Annotated in this window: 20 protein-coding genes; 8 read left to right on the top strand and 12 right to left on the bottom strand. The window is 66.9% G+C overall.

Annotated elements, in window-relative coordinates:
• Window positions 1-48 precede the first annotated feature (48 nt).
• From EH199_RS11900 to alr, 3 genes are all read left to right on the top strand, one after another.
• Entirely contained in the window at window positions 49-1317 is a 1269-nt protein-coding gene (locus EH199_RS11900; RefSeq protein ID WP_124809473.1) for an MFS transporter, read from the top strand.
• 137 nt (window positions 1318-1454) lie between these two features.
• Window positions 1455-2993 (top strand): amidohydrolase family protein, encoded by a 1539-nt coding sequence (locus tag EH199_RS11895; protein WP_124809472.1) that lies wholly within the window; start codon window positions 1455-1457, stop codon window positions 2991-2993.
• Window positions 2993-4267 (top strand): alanine racemase, encoded by a 1275-nt coding sequence (gene alr / locus EH199_RS11890; protein WP_124809471.1) that lies wholly within the window; start codon window positions 2993-2995, stop codon window positions 4265-4267. Before EH199_RS11895 ends, alr begins: the two co-directional genes overlap by 1 nt.
• A 2-nt stretch (window positions 4268-4269) precedes the next feature.
• On the opposite strand, the gene EH199_RS11885 is transcribed toward alr, so the two are convergent.
• Complete coding sequence (locus EH199_RS11885; protein ID WP_124809470.1) at window positions 4270-4854, bottom strand: TetR/AcrR family transcriptional regulator; 585 nt, start codon at window positions 4852-4854, stop codon at window positions 4270-4272.
• A 29-nt stretch (window positions 4855-4883) separates the two neighbouring features.
• Window positions 4884-6026 carry a sterol desaturase family protein gene (locus tag EH199_RS11880; RefSeq protein WP_124809469.1) on the bottom strand — a complete coding sequence of 381 codons (1143 nt, stop codon included), beginning with the start codon at window positions 6024-6026 and terminating at the stop codon, window positions 4884-4886.
• A gap of 136 nt (window positions 6027-6162) precedes the next feature.
• Here EH199_RS11880 and EH199_RS11875 point away from each other — a divergent pair, with 136 nt between their 5' ends.
• The gene (locus EH199_RS11875; protein ID WP_124809468.1) at window positions 6163-9519 is read left to right on the top strand and encodes a DUF2339 domain-containing protein; all 3357 of its coding nucleotides are present in this window, start codon (window positions 6163-6165) and stop codon (window positions 9517-9519) included.
• 2 nt (window positions 9520-9521) lie between these two features.
• Here the strand turns inward: EH199_RS11875 and EH199_RS11870 are convergent, their stop codons facing one another.
• Together EH199_RS11870 and gabT are read right to left on the bottom strand one after the other, a co-directional pair.
• Window positions 9522-11003, bottom strand: coding sequence for an NAD-dependent succinate-semialdehyde dehydrogenase (locus EH199_RS11870; protein WP_124809467.1), 1482 nt, complete (start codon window positions 11001-11003; stop codon window positions 9522-9524).
• The gene (gene gabT / locus EH199_RS11865; RefSeq protein WP_124809466.1) at window positions 11003-12286 is read right to left on the bottom strand and encodes a 4-aminobutyrate--2-oxoglutarate transaminase; all 1284 of its coding nucleotides are present in this window, start codon (window positions 12284-12286) and stop codon (window positions 11003-11005) included. Before gabT ends, EH199_RS11870 begins: the two co-directional genes overlap by 1 nt.
• Before the next feature lie 137 nt (window positions 12287-12423).
• Here gabT and EH199_RS11860 point away from each other — a divergent pair, with 137 nt between their 5' ends.
• From EH199_RS11860 to EH199_RS11850, 3 genes are all read left to right on the top strand, one after another.
• On the top strand, window positions 12424-13380 hold the full coding sequence (locus EH199_RS11860; RefSeq protein WP_124809465.1) for a LysR substrate-binding domain-containing protein: 957 nt from the start codon (window positions 12424-12426) through the stop codon (window positions 13378-13380).
• Window positions 13381-13513: 133 nt separating this feature from the next.
• Window positions 13514-13966 carry a MarR family winged helix-turn-helix transcriptional regulator gene (locus tag EH199_RS11855; protein ID WP_124809464.1) on the top strand — a complete coding sequence of 151 codons (453 nt, stop codon included), beginning with the start codon at window positions 13514-13516 and terminating at the stop codon, window positions 13964-13966.
• A 34-nt stretch (window positions 13967-14000) separates the two neighbouring features.
• Entirely contained in the window at window positions 14001-14402 is a 402-nt protein-coding gene (locus EH199_RS11850) for a DUF1398 domain-containing protein (RefSeq protein WP_124809463.1), read from the top strand.
• Window positions 14403-14492: 90 nt separating this feature from the next.
• On the opposite strand, the gene EH199_RS11845 is transcribed toward EH199_RS11850, so the two are convergent.
• The 4 genes from EH199_RS11845 to EH199_RS11830 are packed head-to-tail and all read right to left on the bottom strand — an operon-like array spanning window position 14493 to window position 19078.
• The gene (locus EH199_RS11845; RefSeq protein ID WP_124809462.1) at window positions 14493-15764 is read right to left on the bottom strand and encodes an MFS transporter; all 1272 of its coding nucleotides are present in this window, start codon (window positions 15762-15764) and stop codon (window positions 14493-14495) included.
• Window positions 15761-16807, bottom strand: coding sequence for an amidohydrolase family protein (locus EH199_RS11840; RefSeq protein WP_124809461.1), 1047 nt, complete (start codon window positions 16805-16807; stop codon window positions 15761-15763). Before EH199_RS11840 ends, EH199_RS11845 begins: the two co-directional genes overlap by 4 nt.
• Window positions 16804-18105, bottom strand: coding sequence for a fumarylacetoacetate hydrolase family protein (locus EH199_RS11835; protein WP_124809460.1), 1302 nt, complete (start codon window positions 18103-18105; stop codon window positions 16804-16806). The genes EH199_RS11840 and EH199_RS11835 overlap by 4 nt, the downstream gene beginning before the upstream one ends.
• Window positions 18095-19078, bottom strand: a complete 984-nt coding sequence (locus EH199_RS11830; protein ID WP_124809459.1) for an MBL fold metallo-hydrolase — start codon at window positions 19076-19078, stop codon at window positions 18095-18097. The genes EH199_RS11835 and EH199_RS11830 overlap by 11 nt, the downstream gene beginning before the upstream one ends.
• Before the next feature lie 79 nt (window positions 19079-19157).
• On the opposite strand from EH199_RS11830, the gene EH199_RS11825 reads away from it, so the two are divergent.
• Window positions 19158-19799 carry a TetR/AcrR family transcriptional regulator gene (locus EH199_RS11825; RefSeq protein ID WP_124809458.1) on the top strand — a complete coding sequence of 214 codons (642 nt, stop codon included), beginning with the start codon at window positions 19158-19160 and terminating at the stop codon, window positions 19797-19799.
• On the opposite strand, the gene EH199_RS11820 is transcribed toward EH199_RS11825, so the two are convergent.
• Genes EH199_RS11820 through EH199_RS11805 form a run of 4 tightly spaced genes read right to left on the bottom strand, consistent with a single transcriptional unit; the run spans window position 19796 to window position 25294 of the window.
• Entirely contained in the window at window positions 19796-20764 is a 969-nt protein-coding gene (locus tag EH199_RS11820; protein ID WP_124809457.1) for a fumarylacetoacetate hydrolase family protein, read from the bottom strand. The genes EH199_RS11825 and EH199_RS11820 overlap by 4 nt on opposite strands.
• A gap of 34 nt (window positions 20765-20798) precedes the next feature.
• Window positions 20799-21914, bottom strand: coding sequence for an FAD-dependent oxidoreductase (locus EH199_RS11815; protein ID WP_124809456.1), 1116 nt, complete (start codon window positions 21912-21914; stop codon window positions 20799-20801).
• Window positions 21911-22819 carry a VOC family protein gene (locus EH199_RS11810; RefSeq protein WP_124809455.1) on the bottom strand — a complete coding sequence of 303 codons (909 nt, stop codon included), beginning with the start codon at window positions 22817-22819 and terminating at the stop codon, window positions 21911-21913. The genes EH199_RS11815 and EH199_RS11810 overlap by 4 nt, the downstream gene beginning before the upstream one ends.
• Before the next feature lie 36 nt (window positions 22820-22855).
• Entirely contained in the window at window positions 22856-25294 is a 2439-nt protein-coding gene (locus EH199_RS11805) for a TonB-dependent receptor (RefSeq protein ID WP_124809454.1), read from the bottom strand.
• Between the last annotated feature and the right edge of the window lie 27 nt (window positions 25295-25321).

The following is a 25321-nucleotide window of genomic DNA, read 5'->3' as shown; positions in this document are numbered from 1 at the left end:
CGGCATCATGCCGGCCAGATTATCAGCCCCAACGGTGGAATGTTCTGAATGGCGCACGCGGCCGTCGCGATCGATCAGCCCGGCCCGGAGCGGACGAGCGCCTATGGCTGGATCGTGTTCGCGCTGAGCTTCGGGCTGCTGATGTCCGATCACATGGCCCGGCAGGTGCTCAACGCGGTCAACCCTCTGCTCAAGGCCGAATGGAACCTGGGCGATGCCGAGGTCGCCTCGCTGTCCAGCGTGGTCGCGCTGGCGGTGGGCCTGCTCACCTTCCCGCTGTCGCTGGCGGCCGACCGGTTCGGTCGCGTGCGCAGCCTGTTCGCGATGGCAACGCTGTGGAGCCTCGCCACGCTGGGCGGCGCGCTGGCGCAGAGCTATCACCAGATGCTGTTCGCCCGGCTGCTCGTGGGCGTGGGCGAGGCGGCCTATGGCAGCGTGGGCATCGCCGTGGTGCTGGCGGTGTTTCCGGTGGGCCTGCGTTCGACGCTGTCTTCCTCGTTTCTCGCCGGCTCGGTCGTCGGGCAGATGGTCGGCGTGGCGGTCGGCGGCCAGATCGCGGCCGCGCACGGCTGGCGCAGCGCGTTCGAGGCGATCGGCGGAGCCGGCCTGGTGCTGGCGGCGCTCTATCTGCTGATCGTGCGCGAAAGCCGCCTCGGCCCCGCCCCGTCGCGCGAGAAGCTGGATTGGCGCGTGCTGGGGCGCCAGCTGTTCGGACGACGCCTGCTGTGGCTGACCTATTTCGCCAGCGGCAGCCAGTTGTTCTGCGCCGGCGCGCTTTCCGTGTTCCTGCCGCTGCTGCTGACCCGGTACTATGCCATGCCGATCGATCGCGCGGGCCGGACGACCGCGCTGTTCCTGCTGGTCTGCGCGATCGGCATGGTTGCCTGCGGCGTGGTGGGCGATCGCCTCGCCCGGCGCGATCCGGCGATCAAGCCGCGTATCGCGCTGGTTTATGCGCTGATGGCAGCCGCGTTCTTTGCCGGTGCCTTTCTTTCGCCGCCCGGCACGGTGCAACTCATGCTGATCGGGTGCGCGCTGCTGGTCGTTGCCGGCGTGGCGGGGATTGCCGGGGCGATGGCGGCGAACCTCACGCCGCGCGCGATCCATGGCACGGTGATGGCCGTCCTGGCGCTCAGCAACAACCTGCTCGGCCTGGCGCCGGGGCCGTTCGTGACCGGGCTGATCGCCGACCGGATCGGGCTGGACAAGGCGCTGCTGATCCTGCCGGTGCCCTGCCTGCTGTGCGCGCTCAGCCTTGTCCTCGCCCGCGGGGACTATGCGCTGGAGATGGGGAGCGGGGCTTCCCGGGCGGCATAGCGCACACCTTTGTTCGCATCGCCGTTCCTAAGGGCGTGACAAGCGCAAACCGGCGCGAATAGGATCACCACGGGGGTTTGTCGGGTGTCTTGCGGCCGCATCGCGGGCACCGCGCACCCCCGGCAGCAGGGGGTGATATGGGCGGACTGATTTCAAGGCAATCCCGGACGGTCGTTCTGGCGCTGGCGAGCGCGCTGGCTTTCGCCGGACCGGCCGGCGCTTCGACGCTGATTACCGGGGCGACGGTTTACGACGGGTCCGGCGCGGCGGGGCAGAAGGTCTCCGTCCGCGTGGATGGCGACAGGATCGTGGCGGTCGGCGATCTGCCGGCCACGCCCGCCGACACGGTGATCCGGGGCGATGGCCTGGCGCTGGCGCCCGGCTTCATCGACAGCCACAGCCATCATGACCGGGGCGACTATGCCGATCGCGCGATGCCGGTGTTGTTGGCGCAGGGCGTGACCACCGTGGTCGTCGGGCAGGACGGGGGCAGCGACGGCCCCTTCGCCGAAACCGCCGCCCGCTTCGCCGCGCGGCCCGCCGCGGTCAACGTCACCGCCTATACCGGGCACGGCTACTTGCGCGAAAAGGTGATGGGCGAGGACTACAAGCGCATCGCCACGCCCGCCGAAGTTACCCAGATGCAGGCGCTGCTCGACGCCGATCTCAAGGCCGGATCGCTGGGCCTGTCCACCGGACTCGAATACGATCCCGGCATCTATTCGGACCATGGCGAACTGCTCGCGCTCGCCCGCACCACGCAGGCGGATCACGGGCGCTACATCAGCCACATGCGCAACGAGGACCTGACGTTCGACGCCGCGCTCGACGAACTGCTCGACCTGGGCGAGAAGACCGGTGTTCCCGTGCAGATCTCGCACCTCAAGCTGGGCCTCGTTGATCGCTGGGGCGATGCCGGAAAGGTGCTGGCCAAGCTCGATGCCGCGCGGGCGCGCGGGATCAAGGTCACGGCGGATGTCTATCCTTACGAATACTGGCAATCGACGCTGACCGTGCTGTTCCCCAAGCGCGATTTCACCGATATCGCCGCCGCGCGCTTCGCGCTGACGCACCTGACCACGCCCGCCGGCATGCTGCTCGGCTTCTATGCGCCCAACCCGGCCTATGTCGGCCACACCATCGCCGACATCGCCGCCGAACGGCACGAGGAACCGGCCGCGACCTATCTCTGGCTGATCCAGACGGCCCAGGCCTGGCGCAAGGCCCATCCCGATGCCGAGCGCGTGGAAGCGGTGATCGGCACCGCGATGTCGCCCGCCGACGTCGCCGATTTCATCGCCTGGCCCAACAGCAACATCTGTTCGGACGGCATGGTCGGATCGCGGCACCCGCGCGGAGCCGGCGCTTTCGCCAAGGTGCTGCGGCTCTACGTGCGCGAACAGCACCGGCTGACGCTGCCGGAAGCGATCCACAAGATGACCGCGCTTTCGGCCGAGCACATCGGGCTGGAAGGGCGCGGCCTGATCAAGCCCGGCTACAAGGCCGATCTGGTGCTGTTCAACCCCGATACTATCGCCGATCACGCCACGGTGGAGAACCCCGGCGCGCTGGCCACGGGCGTTTCCGACGTGATGGTCAACGGCGTGATGGTCTATCGCGAGGGCAAGCCGACCGGCAGCTATCCGGGCCAGTTCCTCAAGCGGGGTAGCCTCTGATGCAGCGGCGCGGCTTTCTGAAGGCCGGCGCCGGACTGGCCGCCTTCGGGGCTGGCCGCGCCTTTGCCGCGCCGATTCTGTCGGCCGGCAATTTCGGCCTGACCGCGGCGCGCGCCGCGCGGCGCAATGGCTGGATCGAAGTGGATGCCGGCGCGTTCGAGGCCAATATCGACGCGGTGCGCCAATGGACCGGCGGCACGCGCTTGTGCGCGGTGATGAAGGCCGATGCCTATGGCAACGGCATCGCGCTGCTGATCCCCTCTATCCTGCGCAAGCGCGTGGCCGACGTGGCGATCACCTCGAACGACGAGGCCCGCGTGGCGCGCCAGCTCGGCTTTCGCGGCCGGCTGATCCGCATCCGCACCGCCACGCCCGAGGAGATGGAGGACGGCTTCGCCCATGGCATCACCGAACTGATCGCCAATCCGATCGCGGCCGAGCGGCTGCAAACGCTGTGGCACGCGCGCAAGCCGAAGGGGGCGCTTGCGGTCCACCTCGCGCTCAATGCCGGGGGCATGAGCCGCAACGGCGTGGAGCTTTCAAGCCTCTATGGCCAGGCCGATGCGCGCGCGCTGCTCGCGCTCAAGAGCCTGCGCATTACGGGCGCGATGACGCACTATCCCAGCGAGGAAGCCGCCGACATCCTCGGCCAGTTCGCGCGCTTTCAGGACGACGTCCGCTGGCTGGCCTCGGCGGGCCTCGATACCCGCCCGCTGCTGCGCCACACCGCCAACACCTTCGCCACGCTGGAGCATCCCGAAACCCGGCTCGACATGGTGCGCGTGGGCGGCGCGATCTATGGCGATCCGGGCAGCACAAAGACCGATAAATTCCAGCCGACGATGGCGATCAAGTCGCGCGTGGCGGCGGTGAACCATTATCCCGCCGGGCAGACCGTCAATTACGACCGCACCTATCGGCTCGACCGCGAAAGCTGGCTCGCCAACATTCCGATCGGCTATTCCGATGGCTACCGGCGCGGGTTCAGCCACGCCAACCGGCCGGAGTTCGAGGCGGAAAGCCGCAACCGCACCGAAGTGCTGATCGGCGGCCGGCGCTTCCCCGTGGTCGGCCGGGTGACGATGAACACGATGATGGCGGACGTCACTGGCTGGCAGGACAAGGTCCGGCTCGATGACGAGGTCGTGCTGTTCGGCGCGCAAGGGGCGGAACGGATCACGCAGGCGGAATTCGAACGCAACGGCAGCGTGTATGGACCCGAAGCGCTCACCGTAATGGGCGCGACATTGCCGCGCGTGCTGAAGGCTCGCTGAGCCTATCCCCTCACCGCTTCGCGCACGCGGGCGAGCGCCGCGGCCAGCGGATCGGTTTCGCCCAGAATGCGGAACGTGCCGTTCATGGTGAAGAAGCAGTGCCCGTGGACGGTCGCCAGCAGCGATCGCGCCAGCGCCGGCGCTTCCCCGCCGCGCTCCGGCGGCAGCACCGCGACGAGTTCGGCCACCACGATCTCGAAGATCGCCGTCACCTGCCGGGCATAGCTTTCCGGCGGTTCCATGTCGTCGGGCAGGCGAAAGTCATAGAGCGCCGCCCAGGCATGGCGGTTGACGACGGCGAATTCGAAATAGGCATCGACCGCCCGCTTCAGCCGGTCGCCATGCTCGCCCGCCAGCCGGGTCTCCAGATAGTCGCGCCACAGGTCCAGCGTGCGGCCGTTGATCGCCAGGATCAGCCCTTCATAGGTGCCGAATACGTTGTAGATCGTGCCGATCGAATAGCCGATCCGTTTCGCGACCTCCCGCGCCGAGAAGCGGGCGAAGCCCACTTCCAGCATCTGGCGATGCCCTTCCGCGACGATCATTTCGCGCAGTTCGGGGCGGGAGTGGTCGGATCGGCGGCCCATGTCAGTTTTGCGTGCTCATTTCTGCCTGCTCATCCCCGTTGACGGACGAACGGATACTTCATCTGCGCCAGATAGCCGTTGGGCACGCGCTCGGGAACGCCGTATCCGGTGGGCCACTCGCTGTCGGGGAAATAATGCGTGCCGAACAGCCGGTCGAGGATGGGGAAGTGGATGGCGAAGTTCTTGTCCACGCCTTCCGCCTCGATCGCGTGGTGCCAGTGGTGGAAGCGCGGCACCACCACGAACTTGCCCAGCACGTTGAAATCGCCGCGCAGGTTGGCGTGGACCAGCGAGGCATAGACATAGACCATCCCGACATAGGCCTGCATCACCGACGGCGCGAACCCCAGCGTCAGCAGCGGCAGCGACGTCACCCCGCGCAGCAGCACGATCTCCACGAAATGCATCCGCGCGCCGGCCAGCCATTCCATCGCCTTCGCGCTGTGGTGCACGGCGTGGAAGCCCCACAGGAACGGCACGCGGTGGAACAGGCGATGGAACCAGTACTGCGCCAGATCGGTCAGGATCATGGCTAGCAGGAACTGCACCGGCCATGGCAGGCTGCCCACGGCCGAACGGGTATGGTCGAGCCAGCCGACATGCGTGTTGACATAGCTCGACGGGGCCAGCGCTAGGAAGGTGATGAACTGCACCAGCATCGAGCTGACAAGGTAGTAGAACAGGTCTTCGCGCCATTCCGTGCGGAACAGGCGCTGTTTGGAAAGGTGCGGGAAGATGCGCTCGATCGGCGCGAACATCAGGCCGGTGGCGATCATGTTGACCGCGAAGAAATCGACGCCGAAGAACACGCCCCAGTCATGCGTTTCGCGCGGCTGAACCGCCGCCCCGCCCAGGATCGAGGCGGCCAGCGCCAGCACCAGCGCGGTGCCGCCCAGCGCCTTGCGCGGGCGCAGCAGCAGGCTGAGCAAGGCCAGCGCATAGGCGCTCAGCAGGGTCAGGTGCACGAATGGACGGAAGCCCTCCATGTCGCGCAGCTTCGCCAGCTCGGGCATGGCGAACCATTCGGGCCAGCGCAGCGCCGCCACGAAGCACAGGCCGGCCACCGCCAGCACGATCGCGAAAAACCCCGCGAACCAGCCCGTGCCGAACCGGCGCGCCTCGATCGGCGCTTCCAGATCGCGTTTCAGGCTTTTCCAGTACCCTCTGCTCATCGCAGGCATCCCTCTTGCGGACGCGCCGATTCCATGCGGCGCAGACGATACGATAGCACTGAATTATACACTGTCTATTATTAAATTGAACAATGATAATTTTTAGGGTAGCATCCGGTCCCAAGGAGAACCGGTGATGGGATTGATCCTCGCGCTGATCGTGTTCGCGGGCGGGGCGCTGCTGCTGGGCGCCCGGTCGCGGATTACCGAGCTTGAGCGCCGCCTGCGGCTGGTGGAGGACGAACTGCGCCGGCGCATCGCGGCAGGCACGATGCCGCGTATCGAATCGGTCGCGCCGCCCGTGGAAGCGCCCGCGCCGATGGTGGCCGAGGTCCTTGCGCCGCAGCCGGAAGCACCGGCGGAAGCGGCACCCGAACCCGAAATCGAAACGGCCCCTCCCTCTCCCGAACCGGCAGTCGAAACGCTACCGGCGATGGCCTGGGAAATGCCGGCCGAACCCGCGGTGGAATCGCCGGACGAGCCTGAGGCTGCTCCGGAGCCGGAACCCGCCCCGGCCATGCGCCGCGCGGCGATCAACTTCGAGGAACTGTTCGGGCGCAAGCTGCCGATCTGGGCCGGCGGGATCACGCTCGCCATCGCCGGCGTGCTGATCGTCAAATACGCCATCGACCAAGGCTTTTTCGGACGGATATTCACGCCGGGCGTGCAGGCAGTCTGCGGTATGCTGTTCGGCTTCGGCCTGATCGGTGCGGCCGAATGGGCGTGGCGCGCGCGCGAAAGGGTGGCCGATCCGCGCGTCAGCCAGGCGCTGTCGGGCGCCGGGATTTCCACGCTCTATGCGGCGCTGCTGGTGGCCGCCAACCTCTATCACCTGATCCCTCCGCTCGCGGCGTTCGCCGGCCTCGCGCTGGTGACAGGCGGAGCCTTGTGGCTCTCGCTGCGCCACGGGATGCCCAGCGCCGTGCTGGGGCTGGCCGGCGGCCTCGCCGCGCCGGCCCTCACGGTGGGGCTGGACGCCAACGTGCCGATGCTCGCCGTCTATCTCGGCTTCACCATCGCCGGCCTTGCAGGCGTGGCGCGGGCGCAGCGCTGGCCGTGGCTAGCCCTTCTTGCCCTGCTCGGTGGCGCGGGGTGGAGCTTGTGGCTGATCCTGGCCGGCAAGGCGCTGGAAACGGTCGGGGCGCTGTCGATCGGCGGCTTCGTGGTGCTGCTGGCGCTTGTCCTGCCGCTGTTCGCCTTCGCCGGCGCGGCGCAACGCCTGCTGCGGTCCGCCGCCGCCGTAATCGGCGCCGCGCAGCTTGGCCTGCTGGTCGCGCTCGGCGGGTTCATGCCGCTGCACTGGGGCCTGTTCGCGCTGATCGCCGCCGCCGGCCAGTTCCTTGCCTGGCGCGAACGCGAACTGGCGATCGTGCCCACGCTGAGCGCGGCGCTGTCGTTCCTCCTGCTGATGCTCTGGCCGCATCCGGCAACCGGCTGGCTGCTGACCATGGGGCTGGCGCTCGCCGCGATTCACGCGGGGCCGCTGCTGGCAAGGCTGTGGCAAGCGCCGGCACGCCTGCAACGCGCGGTCGAGCTGGCGGGTATCGCCGTGGCCGCGCCGCTGCTCGGGCTGCGCCATGCGGAGCATGTGTGGACGGGCTACAGCCTTCCCGTAGCCTTGTGCGCGCTCGGCGGAGCGCTGCTGACGCTGGGCGCGGACGCGTTCGGTTGGCGTGCGCCCGACCGGCGCGGAGACCGGCGCTTCGCCCTGTTGCTGGCAACCGGTGGCGGCCTGCTCATCATCGCCGCGTGGTTCGCATTCGCCCATTGGCAGGCTCCGTTGTGGACGATGCTGGTGGCGCTGGCCGTGCTGGGCCTTTCCGCGAGAGCCGACGACCGCCGGCTAGAGCCGATCGCCGCCACGTTGGGGGGGCTGGCGCTGGTGCAGCTTGCAGCCACTTTCGTCCCCGCCCCACTGGCCGAACCGAACGCGCTGGTCGAAGGCCTCGGCGCGGGAGCGGGCCTGACCTCGCTGCTGCGCTGGGCCGGGCTGGCGCTGGGTTTCGCCCTGTTCGCGTGGAAGGCGGGGAGCGGCAACCTGCGGCGGTGCGCCTGGTTGCTCACGGGCCTGTTCGCCTATGGTGCGCTGGCGCAGCGCGTGCCGGGCTGGACCCTGCCGATCATCGCCTCGGCCGTCGCTGTTGCCCTGTTCGCGGCGCTCAGCCGGCGGGAACAGGCGCGTGACGAGGCGCTGATGCTGCCGTTCGCGGCAGCGGCGGTGCTGCTGCTGGGGATGACCGGAACGCGCCCGCTCGACGAATGGGGGCGGCTGACCGGAGGTAGCGAGGCCGCCGCCAGCGTGCTTGCCCTGATGCGCTGGGGCGCGCTGCTGGCGCCCGGGCTCCTGCTCGCGCTGCGCGCACGGATCGGGGCCTTGCGCTGGACCGGAGAGGTCGCGGCGGTGCTAGCCGGATATGGCGCGCTGGCGCAGGTCGTGCCGTCGATTGCTCTGCCTCTGGTGCCATCGCTGGGCCTGATCGCCCTTGCCGGATCGAGCCGTGCGCTCCCTTGGCCGGCCTTGCGCGCGGCAGGCGTTACGCTGGTCGGCCTTGTTCTCGGCTGGGCTTTCCTGCCGCTGGTGCAGTGGTCGGACCACGCGCTCCGTTCGCTGGCCGGCTTTCCGATGCGGCTCGATCACCCCGATCTTGCAACGCTGGCGCTCGTCCGGCGGCTCGCCATCCCCGCGCTGCTGTTGGGTGGCGCGGCCTGGCTGCAGCGCACGCGCCTGCCCCGCATCCCGCTGGTCAATCTGACTGTGATCGGCGGCGTCATCGGAGGCGTGGCGTTGCACGGGCTCTATCGCCACCTGTTTGCGGCGCTGTTTGGGTCGGACTTCATTGCAACCGGCCTCCTCGAACGGCTGGTCTGGTCTGGCATGCTGCTCGGCGCTGGCGGGCTCCTGCTACGCGGCCGGCGCGATCCGGCCGAGCAGGCCGTGCCGGCCGCCGTGTTGACGGTCGCCGCCGGCCTGCATGGCCTGTGGTACAGCCTGCTGCTCCACAACCCGCTGTGGAGCGCGCAGCACGTTGGCGCGCTTCCCGCGCTCAACCTGCTGATCCCGCTGTTCGTCCTTCTGCCGCTGGCGCTCTACCAGCTCGCGCAGGCCCTGCCCGCCGCCGTCAGGATCATCGACCGCGCGATGCAGCCCGTGCTGATGCTGACAGTGGCCGGCTTCGCCTGGGCGAGCCTGCGGCAGGCGTTCCACGGCACTTCGCTGGTCGAACCCGGAGTCAGCCCGGCGGAGGACATCCTCCGCTCGATCCTCGGCATCGCGCTCGCCATCGGCTTCCTGCTGTGGGGCATCCGCCGCAAGCGGCACGACTGGCGGATCGCCTCCCTGGTGCTGATGCTGGCCGCCGTGGTGAAGGTCTTCCTGTTCGATGCCTCGGGCCTCGAAGGGCTGCTCCGCATTGCCAGCTTCGTCGCGCTCGGCTTCAGCCTGATCGGGATTGGTTGGCTCTACAGCCGCCAGCTGCGCCGGGGGGATGGCTGAACTCAAATCCCCAGGCAGGTCAGCTTGATGTCGAGATAGTCGTCCATCCCGAACGACGATCCTTCGCGCCCGATGCCGGATTCCTTGACCCCGCCGAACGGGGCGGCCTCGGTGGAGATGAGGCCCGTGTTCAGCCCCACCATGCCATAGGCCAGCGCCTCGGGAACGCGCCAGCTCCGGCCAAGATCGCGCGTGAACACGTAGGCCGCCAGCCCCGCGTCGGTGTCGTTGGCGAGCGCGATGGCCTCTTCCTCGGTTTCGAACCGCACCAGCCCGGCCACCGGGCCGAACGTTTCCTCGCGGCACAGCAGCGCCCCGGCGGGAACGTCCGCAATCACCGTCGGCGCGAAGAACGTGCCGCCCGCGTGGGCGTCGTCGGTCAGCGGAGCGCCCCCCGTCAGAATCCGGCCGCCGCGCGATACCGCGTCCTCGACATGCGCCTGCGCCTTGGCAACGGCGCGTGCATCGATCAGCGGCCCCTGATCGGTGCGCCCGGCCAGACCGGGGCCGACCACGAACGTCGCCACCCGCTCCGCCAGCCGCGCGGCAAAGGCATCGTAGATGCCGGACTGGACCAGCAGCCGGTTGGCGCAAACGCAGGTCTGCCCGGCGTTGCGGAACTTCGACGCCAGCGCGCCTTCTACTGCTGCCTCAAGATCGGCATCGTCGAACACGATGAACGGCGCGTTGCCGCCCAGTTCCAGCGAAACGCGCTTCACCGTGTTCATGCAGCGCGCGGCCAGCATCTTGCCCACTGCCGTGCTGCCCGTGAAGGTGAACTTGCGCACCCGCTTGTCGCCGGTCAGCACTTCGCCGATGGCGACGGCATCGCCCATCACCACGTTGAACACGCCTGCGGGAACGCCGGCCAGCTCCGCCAGCCGTGCCAGCGCGAGCGCCGACAGCGGCGTGAGCTCCGATGGCTTGAGCACGAACGTGCAGCCGGCGGCGAGCGCCGGCCCGGCCTTGCGCGTGATCATCGCCAGCGGGAAGTTCCAGGGCGTCACCGCGGCGACCACGCCGACCGGTTCCTTGCGGACGATCAGGCGCCGGTCCGTGGCGTGGGGCGTCAGGAGCGCGCCGTTGACGCGCCGCGCTTCCTCCGCGAACCATTCGAGAAAGCTGGCCGCATAGGCCACCTCGCCCGCCGCTTCCGCCAGCGGCTTGCCCTGCTCGGCCGTCATCAGGCGCGCCAGCGCGTCCCTGTTCTCCAGCATCAGGCCGGCCCAGCGCCGCAGGATTGCGCCCCGCGCCTGTCCGGTCAGCCGCGCCCACGCCGGGTGCGCGCGCGCGGCCGCGTCGACCGCCAGCGTCGCTTCAGCCGCGCCCAGCGACGGCACCGTACCGACGAGCGAGCCATCGGCGGGGTTCGTCACGTCGAACGTGCGTTCGCCCGTCACCCAGGCGCCATCGATGAACGCCGCATCGCGCAGCAGTCCACGTTCGTCGCTTGCGAGCACCGGCGCGACCTTGTCGGCGAGCATCACGCGGCTTCCTTCGCGGCGACGAGCGCGTCGGTCAGCACGGCCAGCCCTTCGTCGAGCACGGCATCGCTGGCGGTCAGCGGCACCAGGATGCGGATGGTCTGGCCCAGCGTGCCGCAGGTCAGCACCACCAGCCCGCGTTCGAGTGCGGCGCCGGTCACCCGCTTGGCGGCCGCGCCGTCCGGGTTGCCGTCCTGGTCCATCACATCGAAGGCGATCATCGCGCCGGGGCCGCGCAAATTGGCGATCCGGACGGTATCGTTGCGCGTTGCCGCCACGGTGATCGCCGCGCGGATGCGTTCGCCGATGGCGTTGGCGCGGTCGTTGAGCTTTTCCTCCTCGATCACGTCAAGCACGGCGAGCGCGGCCGCCACCGCCACCGGTGAGCCGGCATAGGTGCCGCCCAGCCCGCCGGGGCCGATTGCGTCCATCACCTCGGCACGGCCGATCACGCCGGAAAGCGGGAAACCGCCGGCAAGCGACTTGGCCACGGTCAGCAGATCGGGTTTTACAGGCTGGTGTTCGATGCCGAACATCTTGCCCGTGCGCGCGAAACCGGTCTGCACCTCGTCCGCGATGATGAGAATGCCGTAGGTCTGGCGCAGCTTGTCCAGCGCCTCGAACAGGCCGGGATCGGCCATGTGGAACCCGCCCTCGCCCTGCACCGGCTCGATGATGAAGGCCGCGATGCGTTCCGGCTCGATGTCCGCCGCGAACAGGAAGTCCAGCGCCTTGAGCGTCTGGTCCAGCGTGACGCCGCTCGATTCCGAGGGCAGCGGGATATGGTAGATTTCGGCGGGGAAAGGACCGAGACCCTTCTTGTAGGGATTGACCTTGCCCGTCATCGCCGAAGACAGCAGGGTGCGGCCATGGAAGCCGCCGGCAAAGGCGATGATGCCGGGCCGCCCCGTCGCAGCGCGCGCGATCTTCACCGCGTTCTCGGTCGCTTCCGCGCCGGTGGTGAAGAAGATGGTCTTGGCTTCGCCTTCCACCGGGGCGATCGCGTTCAGCTTCTCGGCCAGCTCGACGTAAGGTTCATAGGCCATGACCTGAAACGCCGTGTGCGTATAGGCATCAAGCTGTTCGGCAACGGCCGCCATCACGCGGGGATGGCGGTGCCCCACGTTGAGCACCGCTATGCCGCCCGCGAAATCGACGTAGCGCTTGCCCTCGACGTCCCAGATCTCGGCATTCTCGGCACGGGCCGCGAAGACCGGCGTGGCCGTGGCAACGCCACGCGGCACAGCGCGTTCGCGGCGTTCGAGAATGGACTGGTTCGTCATGAGGCAACTCCTGCTGCGCGGGTGGGATACGCGCGCGGGAAAGCCGGCGCGGATCACGATAGCGACCGGCCTAAGGCCCTCCACCAACGCGCGGAAGGCGCCTTGTGTGGTTGCAGTGGTAACGCTAGGTTACCACCATGAGCACCGGAACCCTTCCGCCGTTTGCCGTGCTGCGCGCGTTCGACAGGGTCGGTCGCCTGGGTGGCATCCGCAAGGCGGCCCTTTCGTTGCAGATCAGCCACGCCATCGTCAGCCGCCACATGGCCGCGCTGGAAACCTTCCTGGGCGTCACGCTCTACAATCGCCGGACGGGCGAACTGACCGAAGCCGGGCGCCGGTATCACGCGCGAATCTCTGCCGCTATTTCCGACATGGAAGCGGCGACGAGCGCGGTGAAGGGAGCGCACGCGCGTCCGCTTACCATCTGGTGTTCCGCAGGCTTTTCGCTGCACTGGCTGGCGCAACGCCTCCCGGACTTTCGCACCGGCGCGCGCGACCGCAGCGGACCGCTGGTCGATCTTCACTCCACCGACACGGAACCATCGTTCCGGCACGATGAAGCGGACGGCGATATCCGCTATCTGTTCGACGAAGATGCCAAGACCTTGCCCGATGACATGCGCGCGGAGGAAATTGCCCGGCCTGTGGTGTTTCCTGTCGCCGCGCCGTCTTTCAGGATCGGCCGGCACGGCGCCTTGCGAAAACGCGAGGACATTCTGGACCTGCCGATGATTCAGGAACGGTCCGATGCGGAATGGGCCAGCTGGCTTTCGCTACAAGGCCTTAGCCCCAAAGTAAGCCAGCCCGTCGCGCGGTACGGGCAGGCGCACCTGGCGCTCGTCGCGGCGCGATCGGGGCAAGGCGTGGCGCTGGCCAACCATTACCTGGTTGCCGACGATCTGGCCAGCGGCAGACTGGTCAAGCTGACGCCCGATGACGGCCCGTGGGAACCTGTTCGGCTGGGAGCCTACTATTTCCGGTGTAGCCGGCCACGCTGGAACGAGCCGCTTGTCGCCCGCTTCCGGCGCTGGCTGCACAAGGCCGTGGCGCAAGACGAACAGGCGCGGTCCGTGCCGGACGGCAGCGCAACCTGAAGTGGACGCCGTCGCAAAGACGCCCTTGCCATAGCCACTGTTCGCGCTCTCGATCATGCTCGATACCCATAATTCATGCATGTTGACTAGGAAACATTTTCGCATAGTTTCCTAGTCAACAAACTGGATTGACATGGCTGCTGTTTCCGACCTTACCGCCCATACCGGCTATCTTTTACGCATGGTGTCGAACGCGGTCTCGCAGGAGTTCGCGCGCAAGATGGCGGGCGAAGGTGTGACGGTGGCTGAATGGGTGATGCTCCGCTCACTCTATGGTGGCGAAGCTGTCGCACCGTCGGCTCTGGCCGGCAGGATGGGTATGACCAGGGGGGCCATAAGCAAGCTCGCCGACCGGTTAGAGGCGAAAGGACTGATCGAGCGTGCCGGCAACCCGGATGACAAGCGCGCGCAACGCCTTTCACTGTCTACCGTCGGGGCGGAGAAGGTGCCGGCGCTTGCTCACCTTGCCGATGAGAACGACGCCGTCTTTCTCGCTGCCCTGACCGGTAAGGAGCAGGAAAGCCTGCGCGCACTGCTGCACACCCTGATCGACAAGCACAAGCTGTCGGCCATGCCCGTCGATTGACCGACTTCCATATCATCGAAGAAAGGAACTGCGCATGGACGCGGAACGGATTGCTGTGGCCAAAGCCTGCCTCGATGCGGCCTGTGATGGCAGCCTGAGCTTCCCGGAAATCATCCACAGGCTGATCGATGCCGGGTTCGAAGGCTATGCGGTCGACTATCGTCGCAACAGCCAGACCTGCTATCTGCCCGATGGCGATTGCATAGCACTCGATCTGCCGCATTCGGCGGGCGCCGTCGCTGCCACGTTCGACAACGCGGGCGTGGAAGCGCTGGTGCGCTGGGCTCAGGCCGCCGGTCCCGATTATAGCTATGCCGCCTTCAGCGAAAAGGTGAAAGACAAGGGCTGCGCCGGCTATATCGTTTCGTTCCTGGGGCGCCGCGTCGTTTACTACGGCCGAACCGCTGAAACCCATGTCGAGTTATTCCCGCAATGATCCCTGCGGCATCGTAAGCAGCGAGGGCGAGGACAGGAGGCGACGTCGGGGAAGGCCAACTTCCGCAGCAGGCCGGCAATCGGGCGCGGTTCAGATCCTGACGTCGCCCGTTCTCAGCACGGACGCGATGATCCACCCGGCGATGATCGGGGAAACCAGCATTGCCGCCAGCCCGTAGCGGAGCGCCTGCGCGCCGTGTTCGGCCTGCCACCCGTCGCTGATCGCGCCGACGACAGCGGGGCCGAGCGCGCCCCCGACGAGGCCCATCAGGATGATCACGACGGTCGCGGTGATCCCGCGCTCGCGCGGTCCGACCAGCCCGATCGCGTAGTTCATGATCGGGGGGATGGCCGCGCTGAGCAGAAGGTTCATGACGCCGGCGCACACCAGGGCAAGCTGGATTTCCCGCACGAAGACGAAGCCGGCCATGAACGGCAGCGAGAGCAGGACCGCCACCAGCGAAACCCGCAGCATGGCATCGCGCCGCCCGGTGCGGCGCACCACGCCGTCGGCGAGAAAACCCGACGCGACGGTCCCGACGATGCCGCCAAGTCCTACCGGCGGACCGATCAAAATCCCCACCTGCCCCAGTTCGATCCCGTGCAGCCGGATCAGGAAAGCCGGCCCCCATGCTCCCAGCACGGAACCCATCATGGCGGTGAAGCCAAGGCCCACCGAAAGGTACAATACCTCCCTTATGCGCAGCACCGCGCGAAAGCCGGTCACGAGATCGGTCCAGTAGGCCACGGGGGACTCGTCGTCGGCGCGAGCGCGGGCGGGTTCCCGCACGGTGAGGGCCAGAAGCGCGGCCACCGCCAGGCCCGCTGCGCCGCACACGATGAACATGCTGCGCCACCCCATCAGGGCGGCAAGAACCCCGGCCAGTATCGTGCCGCCGACGATTCCGGCGAAATTGCTCGACTGATAGATCGATACGGCCCGGCCGCGCGCTTCGGTCCGGAAAAGATCGGGGATCATCGACATGGCCACCGGAAAAGCCGTCGCCTCGCCAATGCCGACGAGAATCCGGGCCAGAGACAGGGTGAGGTAGCCGTGGGCAAGCCCGGTCCAGGCTGTCGCCAACGACCACAGCACGATGCCCGCCGCCAGTATCCTGACGCGGTTGCCCCGGTCCACGTGCCGGGCGATGAACACGCCCCCGAGCAGGCTGAAAAGCACGAAGAACAGACCGCTGACCAGAGCAAGCTGCGTATCGCTCAATCCAAGGTCGTTGCGTAGCGGTTCGGCCACCACACCGAACAGCATCCTGTCGCCCTGGTTGAGAACGTTGGTCAGGAAAAGGACGGCGAGCGCCCAGTACGACGACAGGCCCTGCCGCGGCGCCGGCTCGACCGGCGTCATGCGCGTTTCAGGCCCAGCAGATCGGCGGCATTGAGGCCAAGGATGCGCGCCTTGTCCTCCTCCGCCAACCGCGCGTGGAAACCGACGGGATCGGGCTCCGCCATGTCGAAGGGGTAATCGGTGCCCAGGCACAGCCGATCCGCGCCATGCGTGCGGACCAAGCTTTCGAGCTGATCCTGATCGAACACAAGCGTATCGAGCCAGAGCTTGCGCAGATAGCTTGAGGGCGCGTGCTGGCAATGCTCGCTGCAATCCCCCCTTGCCCGCCAGCCATGGTCCATGCGGCCCCAATAGCCAGGCAGATAGCCGCCGCCGTGCGCCACGCAGATTTTCAGTCCCGGGTGCCGGTCCAGCGTGCCGCTGAAAATCAGGTGTCCGATCGCAAGGGTGGACTCCAGTGGATTGCCGATCAGGTTGTTGAAGTAATACTCGCTCATCCGCTGTCCCTGCGTGAAACCCAGGGGGTGCAGGAAGATCAGCACGCCCAGCTCCTCGGCCGCCGCCCAGAACGGGCGCAGCCGTTCGGCGTGAAGGTCTTCGCCGTTGACATTCGAACTGATCTCGATGCCGCGCAGATCAAGCTCGGCCACGCAGCGGCGCATCTCGGCAATCGCCATTTCCGCGTTCTGCAGCGGAACCGTGCCCATGCCCACGAACCGGTCGGGCTGGCTGGCGACCGCCGCCGCCATCCCGTCGTTCACCGCCCGCGCGGCATCCCGGCCGGTCTCCGCATCGGCATAGTAGAAGTATTGTCCGGGGCTGGGCGACAGCGCCTGCACATCGATGCCCAGCCGGTCCATGTCGGCAAGGCGCGTATCGAGCGTGTTGAGCGTGCGGCCCATCGCCGCGAACATCGCGCGGTTGACCTCGCCGGTCTTGGCGCTGGTGAAATCGTTGATGCCCGGCGGCGGCCCGGGATAGCGCGCCTGTACGATGGCATCGGCAGCCGGAATGCCGAGATGGCAGTGGATGTCGACAACCAGATGCTGGCCGCGTGCGCGAACCGGGATCGGCGCACGATCGCCGCAGGTAAACAGGCTCATGCAAGGCTCCGCGCAGGTTGGATGGCCCCGGCGCATTCGCCGAAGCCGATCGGGACGAAGCCATCGCGCGTGGCGCGGCCGCGTATGGTCAGAATGTCGCCGTCCTCCAGCATCGTGCGCGTGCTGCCATCGGGCAGCGTGATCGGCACGCCGCTGCCCAGCGTGATTTCGGCAAGGCAGGCCCGGCTTTCGTCTTCTGGACCGGAAACGGTCCCGGTGGCGATAAGATCGCCGGTATCGATCGGCGTGCCGTTGGAGGTCTGGTGGGCAACCATCTGCGCCAGCGTCCAGTACAGGTCGCGCGTGTTGGTGCGTACGATCCGCTGGGGGGAAAGGCCGGGCGCGGCGAGCTCTGCGGTCAGCTCGATGGCAAGCCCTCCCCCGGCGATGTCGGCGGGATCGCTAAGATGTGCGGCAAGCGCGGGCTCGCCTTCGTCGCGGCCCCGCGCCGCGACGCGGAACGGCGCCAGCGCTTCCATCGTGACGATCCATGGGCTGACCGTCGTCAGGAACGATTTGCCCAGATACGGCCCGAGCACGGATTCGAAGAACTGGATGGCCCGCGCCGACCAGTCGTTGACAAGGCAGCATCCGAACAGGGCCTGCTCTGCTTCCGCCATGGTCAGCGGCTCGCCCGGAGGGTTTCCGCCGCGCAGCCAGGCGCCGAACTCCAGTTCGAAATCGAGCATCGGTTCCGCGCCGAAGCGCACTTCGCCGCTGCCGGGCGCGGTTTCGAACTGCCCTAGCGGCCGCTGCACCGGCGTTCCGCTCACCGCCACCGAGCTCGCCCGGCCATTGTAGGCGACGGGCAGCGACAGGGCCGCAAGGCCGGGCGTCTTCCGGCCCATCCGCGCGATGTGATCGTAAGACGTGCAGAAATCGGTGAACGCCGGCGGACGGACCGGCAGGCGCATCGTCACGTCCGACAGCGGCACGAGCATCGGCTCCAGCACCGATCGGTCGGCTCCGCCACCCTCGCGGAACAGCTGCGAAAGCTCCGCGCGCAAGGCGCTTACGTCGGCCGGCGCGCAGGCCAGCAGCGGCGCCAGCGTTTCCCCGCTGGCCGCCTTTGCGGCCGCAAGCGCCCCGTCGCCACAGAGCAATCCGCTGGCGCCGAGCGCTGCCAGATCGATCACGCAATCGCCAAGCGCCACCCCGCCCCGCACCCGGCCGCCGTGTTCGAACAGCCCGAACGGCAGGTTCTGGATGGGGAAGTCCGTCTCGGGCAGGTTGGCCGAAGCGAGCCACGACCGCGCGACGGGATCGTGCGTGGCGTTGAGCGGCGCATCAATGGTCATGGCCACACCCTTCGTGCGCTGCCAGTTCGCTGGCATAGCGGCCCATTTCGCCGAACAGGTCGGCCCCGTCCTCCGGCGCGAGCGGCGCGCCCCACTGCCGGTACAGCGCGAAGACGTTGGCCACGATGCGCTCCGGGTCGGTCCAGCCGCGATACTCGGCCATGTTGATGTCGCGCCCAGCCTCCTTCCAGCCCATCCCGGCTTCGAACCGCCGGCGCGCTTCGTCCCGGACATAGCCGAAGTAGTCGCGCAGGTTGGCGACTGCCACGGTATCCGTGATCGGGCCGTGGCCGGGCACGACCACTTCGGGATCGAGCGCGATGATGTGTTCGCAGGCGGCGATCCAGTTTTCGATCGGGCCATCCCACATGATCGGATGCCCTTCGTTGAACAGCAGATCCCCGGTGAAAACCACGCGCTGCTGCGGCAGCCAGGCAATCGTGTCGGAGGCGGTGTGCGCGGGGCCAAGGTCGATCAGCTCGACCGCGGTATCGCCGACGCTCAGCTGCAACGACTGTTCGAAGGTACGGTTGGGCATGGCGACGGAATCGAGGTCGCTCCAGTCGAACTTGCGGCCCATGGTTTCGTAGAGAAAGGCGCCGGCATCGCCCATCGCCTGCCAGTTATCGGCCAGGCTGGCGAAGCGCACCGGATCGAACCCGCCCATCTCTCGCGCGGTTTCGACCGTGGCGATGATCTCGGCCCCTTCGACCAGCCCGTTGCCCACGAAATGATCGGGGTTCGCGTGCGTGTTCACGAGACGATCGATATGATCGCCGCCATCGACGCGCGCAAAGTCCGCCAGCATCGTTCTGGTCAGGCTCCGGCTCATCAGCGTATCGACCAGCAGGGTTTCTCCCCGCGATACGATCAGCCCGGCGTTCGACCATCCCCATGTGCCATCAGGCTGAACGTAACCGTAAACGCCATTGCCGATATCGTGGACGCCCTGCGTGAAGGCCCAATTCGCCATTCCCGTCTCCTTCTCCCGCCACAACCCTAACGCTTTTATTCCTGTTCTCAAGAATTAAGTCGCGCGCTAAGGGTGAAAAATGAGCAGCAGCAAACAGCCGCGCAGGGGCAAGGGACGACCGGTCGGTTCGGGGGATGGCGTCGGCAAGGAAACGCTGATTGCCGCGGCCAAGAAGCTGCTGCAGGAATTGACTCCGGCGCAAGTGACGATCGCCGCCATCGCGCGCGAGGCCGGGGCCGACCCTGCCCTTGTTCGGTACTATTTTGGTTCGCGCGAGGCCCTGCTGCTGGAAGTCACGCAACAGATCGCGCTTCAGGCCGAGGTCGAAAGCCGTTCGGAAGACCTTACGCCCGAGGCGGGGCTGGAAGACCTGATCCACCGCACGTTCCGCTTCACCCGCTCGGCCCGATACATGCAACGGCTGATGGCGGAGGAATTGAGCAGCGTCCGCTCGCCCGAAGTGCGCGAGAAGCTGCGCAAGTGGCAGAGCATGCCGGTCGAGGCCTACCAGGCCTTGCTCGATGCCGATCACGACAAGCAACTGACCGATTTCTCTCCTCTGTTCGTTCATCTGGCCGTGATCGGGATCAGCGATTTCTTCCACTCCGGCGAGGAAGTGGTGAAGATGCTCGTGCCCGAAGGAACCGATCTTGCCGCGCTGGAGCAGGAATACGAGGCGTTCGTCCCGAAACTCCTGCTGGACGGGCTTCGCCGGCGTTAACCGGCGACGCTTTCCTTCACGCAAGGATTGCGCTGCTGCCCCAGGCCGGTGATTTCTCCTTCCATCACATCGCCATCCTGCAGGTAAACCCCGAAGGCCGATCCGTTGCCGTAGGGCGAACCGGTGCAGATCAAGTCGCCGGGCTGCAGCTCCACGATGCTCGACAGGAACGCGATCTGCCGTTCGATGCCGATCATCATGTCGGACGTGGATTCGTCCTGATAAACCTTGCCGTTCACCGAAAGCCGGATATTCAGCGCATAGGGATCGGCCACGTTCTGGCGCGGCACCAGCAAGGGGCCGAACGGCAGGAACGTGGGAAAACTCTTGCCCGCCAGCCAGTCCGGCCCCACAGCCGAGCCGTCCTTGCGAAATATCAGTTCGCGCGCGGTCACGTCGTTCACCACGGCGTAGGCGGCGACGTGATCCATGGCCTGTTCGGGCGACACATGGCGGCAGCGCTTGCCGATGACGACGCCCAGTTCCAGTTCCCAATCGGGCTTTTCGACCTGCCGCGGCAGGACAACCGTGTCGTTCGGCCCGATCACGGCGGACGGCAGCTTGATGAAGCAGAAGGGGGGCGATGTCTTCGCCTTCTCGTCCATCACGCGTTCGGCATGGGCGCGCAGTTCCTCGGGCGACTTGCCTTCCATGTCGGCGGTGCGCATCGACGGATCGCCCATCATCAGGCCGATCACGTGCTTGCGATAGTTCGCCCCCGTGCAGAACACCTGCCGGGGCACGTAAGGAATCAGCGCGGCCGCCATGTCGAACGGCACGGCCTGCGCCCAGGCATCCTCGCCGAGCCCGGCGATGGCCGTGCACGTTTCTTCCCACGCCTCAACAAGCCGCAAGGCATCGTTCGCCAGGCCAACCCGCGCGAGTGGCAAGGCCTTGCCCGCGCGCACGGCCACCGCCGCAGGCGCGCCATCGACCTTGATCGTTGCGATACCGGTAAAGTCCACGTTCGGTTGCCCCTTCTTCAACAGGCTTCTGGCTTCAATAGGGCTTCTGGAGGGCCGCCAGCGTGCCGCCCAGCATACGATTGGCTTCCACCTGGTCCCCCCCGGTCATCTCGATCGTGCCGATCCGCACCGAGTTCTCCACCACGATCCGCGCGCGTTCGAAGCGGTGCGCCATGAACGAGGCCAGCGCGGCATCGACGCTGTCATGCGCGGCAAGCTCGCGCCCCAGCACGAGCGCGTCCTCGATCGCCATGCCCGCGCCCGACGCCATGTGGGGTGTGGTGGCGTGGGCGGCATCGCCGACCAGCACGACGCGCCCCTTGTACCAGGGATCGGCCAGCAGTTGCCATTCCAGCGGCCGGTAGTTCACCAGCGAATGATCGCCCAGGCCATCGCGCACATCGGCGACATAACTTCCGAAGCCCGCCAGCAGGTCCTTGAGGCGGCCGACCATGTCCTCCGACGCATAGCGTGGATTGTCGGGCACGTGCTCCAGCGCGAACAGGTACATGTGCGTGGGCGAAACGGGATTGAAGCCCAGCTTCACCGGCCCGCCGAAGAACATCTCCGTCCCGGTCATGCCCTCTGGCCGCGGTGCTATCGCTCTCCAGCAGCCCTGCCCGGTGAAAACCGGGGCGGGGGCATCGGGGAATAGAGCGCCGCGGGTCTGCGAATAGATGCCGTCCGCTCCGATCACCAGATCGAAGCGCCCCCGTGATCCATCCGAGAATGCGACGTCGACGCCATCGCCCGTATCATCGAGCGCGGCGACCGTCGTGCCGAGCCGCACGGTCGCCGGCGAGGCCTTGACCCGCGCGGAAAGGATCTCGTGCAGTTCGGGCCGCATGATGCCGCCGCTGCAGTTGATCGGGGCGGCATCCGGCACCGGCGGCGCTTCGAACAGGATGCCGCCATCGGGCGAGCGCCCCTTGAAGCCCGAGCCGACGTGCCCGCGCCGGCGCACTTCATCGAGCAAGCCGAGATCGTCGAGCGCGCGCAGCGAGGTGCCGGTCACGCTGATGCCCGCGCCATAGGTGCGCCATTCGGGATCGGCATCGATCAGATCGACCGTCACGCCCTGCCCGCTTAGCACGAGCGCGGCGCTCATCCCCGCGATGCCGCCACCGATCACCAGTGCCGAGGCGATCATGCCGGCACCTGCCACAGCGCCGGATCGGGCGCCATTTCGGCATGAGGCTTGTTTCCGGGAATGATCCGCCCGGTGCCCCACTGGTCCATCGTCTCGAGCCCCGGCGTGTGGACCTTCGGCTGCCATGTCGCCTCGTCAACTTCCTCGAGGTCCGACGTGTATTCCACCGTGTTGCCGTTGGGCGTGGTGTAATAGGTGAACGTGTTGTTGCCCGCCGTATGGCGCCCTGGCCCCCATTGCAGTTCGATCCCCGCGCCGTTCATCCGGGCCAGGCCGCGCATCAGGGCATCGATCGAGGCGACGTCGAACGCGATGTGGTTGAGCGCGGGCGGTCCCGGCAGGATCGCCAGGCGGTGGTGGGCCGGATTGCAGCGCAGGAACACCATGAAATCGCCCAGCCAGTCCGAAAGCCGGAAGCCCAGGACGTCGCGATACCATTGCTCCAGCGCCTTGTGCGCCGGCGAATGGAGCACGACGTGGCTGATGCGCAAGGGAGCCGCCAGCGCGGGCGGCAGGTCGCCCACCGTGCGCTGTGCGCTGCCGGTGACCACTTCGAAGGCGTGACCGTCCGGATCGAAGGCCCGGAAGCCGTAGCCCCCCGCTGGGCCGTCCAGTTCGACGGGCTCGCTGATGATCTTCGCGCCCGAACCCCGCACTTGCGCGAACAGGGCATCGACATCGGACCGGCTCGCCGCCGAATAGCCGATCAGATCGGTCTTGCGGACCTCGTCCTGGCGCAGGCGGATCACGTAAGGGTGCGAAGACCCTACCGCAGCGAGGTACACCATCCCGTTCTGCTCGAACCCGGGTTCGAGCTTCCAGACATCGCGGAAGAAATCGCTTTCCGCCGCAATGTCGGGAACCGCGAGGGCGACGTACTGAAGGTCGGTAACCGAAACTGTCATGTTGATATGGCTCCAGTTCGCTGGTGCTGGCTCGTGCTAGAACTTGAATGCCGCCCGGACGCCATAGGTGCGGGGCTGCTCCGCGTTGGCGACGATCAGGTTGGCGCTGTTGGTAAAGGGGTTCACGATGCGCTGGTTGTTTTCCACGTTGAAGACATAGCCCGTGATCGACCAGCGATCGCTTTCCTCCGCCAGTGTCACCGAAAGCGTGGTGACGAAATTGGCCGGAGCCTTCAGGTACGAAAGGTAATCGGCGCTGACGAAGCTGGAACTGCGGAACCGGGTATTGGCCTGGAGCACCAGCTTGAGCGTATCGACGTGGAACGTTTGCTGCCCGTTGAGCGTGACGGACCACTTCGGGGCGTTGAATGCGGGCCGGCCCGAACAGTCGATCGCGAAGACGTTGATCGTGCCGCCCGGCGTCGTCTGCGTGGTCGGCGCGAAGGGGCAGGCCGTGTTGGGCGGCAGTCCCTGGTTCGGCACGTAATAGACGAAGCTGTCATAGCTCGTGTCGAGATACTGCACCGAGCCGGACAGCAGGGTATCCGTCGCGGCAAGGAGTTCGACATCGAGATCGAAGCCCTTGATCGTGCTGTTGCCGATGTTGCGCGTCAGGAACACCGTCGATGGCGGATTGCCGAGGTCATAGCCGAACTGGCTGAACTGCTGGTTGCGATACTTCCAGATAAAGCCTTCGAGATTGACCTGCAGCTTGTTGCCGAAGAACCGGTTCTTTGAACCGATAGTGTAGGCATCGAGCGTTTCCGGCGCATAGGATTCCAGTCCGCGGGCAAACGTGAAGCCCCCCGCGTGGTATCCCGTTTCAAAGCTGGCATAGACCATGTTGCGCGGCGAAAAATCGTACTGCGCGGCAAGGCGATAGGTAAACTTGTTGTTCCGCAGGCCGGAATTGACCGGGATCGGCGAGCGCAGCACGAACGGCGCCGTGGTCGAACCGCCAGCAACCGGCGGCAGGGCGAACAGCGGCACGTTGGTGATGGGCACACCGTTGGCGGTGTAGAACGCTTCCACATCGGCGGCGGTCTGCACGCGGGGGATAAGCGGCGTGTTCGGACAGACATTGCCTATTCCGGGCTGGCCGCAGAACAGCAGATAGACCTGCGACGTGCCGTTGAAGGTCTTGCGGTCCGACGTGTAGCGCCCGGCTGCCGTCAGGCTCAGCTTCTCCACCGGCTTGAAGGTAACCTTGCCGAAGCCCGCCCACGATTCCGTGCTGGTCTTGAAGTTCTGGAATGGCGAAAGCGTCCACTGGTTGTACCACGCGCTCGCCGAAATCCGCTCGTCGTAATAGATGCCGCCGATCAGGTAATCCAGCTGCTTGCCCAAGCTGCCTGCCCACCGCGCCTCGACGCTGGCCTGCCGGTCCTTTTCCTTCGACCCGGATTCACGGAAGATGTTGGTGAAGACGTAATCGAGGTTTGCCTCGCGCCAGGCCGGCTGGATCGTCAGCGTCCCGGCATCGGTCTTGTAGTTCAGTTCGGCGGTGACGCCCCAGTAGCTGTTGTCGTTGGAAGGACGGCCGTCCTGCACCGCGCCGGCACGCCCCGCCTGCGTCAGAAAGCGCGAGGCCAGCAAGCCCTGCGACGCGGGATCGCCGGTTCCCTGCTGCGTGGAAAAGCCCGAGGGCACGAAGTTGTATCCGGCGAAACCCGTCGGGCCGAAGGTCGGGTTCACCGCGCCAACGTAATACCCAGAGGCACTGGCGCCGCCCTGGTGGGCGTAGTCGAACGCCAGCCGCAGATCGAGCGCTGCGCTCGGCTCCGCATAGATCTGGACCCTGGCGCCGGCTTCCCGCTGGTTCCCGGTGCCATCGCTGAGAAAGGCATCATGGCGGGAGAGATTGCCCGCCGCGCGGATCGCCACGTTCTCGCCCAGAGGCAGGTTCACCGCCCCCTGCAGCGTCAACCAGTTGTAGTTGCCATAGCCGGCGCTGACCTCGCCCGCGGTGCTGTTCAGTTTCGGACGGTTGGGAATGACGTTGATCGCGCCGCCCGTGGCATTGCGCCCGTAGAGCGTGCCTTGCGGCCCCTTGAGCACTTCCACGCGGGCCAGGTCATAGAACATGCCGGAGGTTGAGGTGGGGCGCCCGATGTAAACCCCATCGAAATTGAAGGCGATGGCGGGGTCGGAATAGGCGTTGACCGTATTGTTGCCCACGCCGCGCAGATAGAACGTGGTCGTGCCACCGGAGCCACCGATGGTCGCTAGCGCGGGGGAGGTGCGGGAAAGGTCTTCCGCGCGCGTGACGCGCTGTATCGCCAGATCATCCGCCGTTACCACGTCGATCGCCAGGGGTGTCTTTTGCTGGCTCTGGCTCACCCTTTCGGCGGTCACAATGATCTCGCCCAACTGCCCTGCCTGCGGGTCGGCATCACCAGCTTCGGCATAGGCCGTGGCCGGCAACGTTCCGAGCGCGATGGCCATCACACACGCATTGCCATGGAATCGCTTCATGGTCCCTCTCCCGTTAAGCGCCCATTA

The sequence above is a fragment of the Novosphingobium sp. LASN5T genome, from assembly GCF_003856955.1.
GTDB lineage: Bacteria > Pseudomonadota > Alphaproteobacteria > Sphingomonadales > Sphingomonadaceae > Novosphingobium.
The sequence above is the reverse complement of the archived record's forward strand: the minus strand, read 5'-3'. Positions and strand labels throughout refer to the sequence as shown.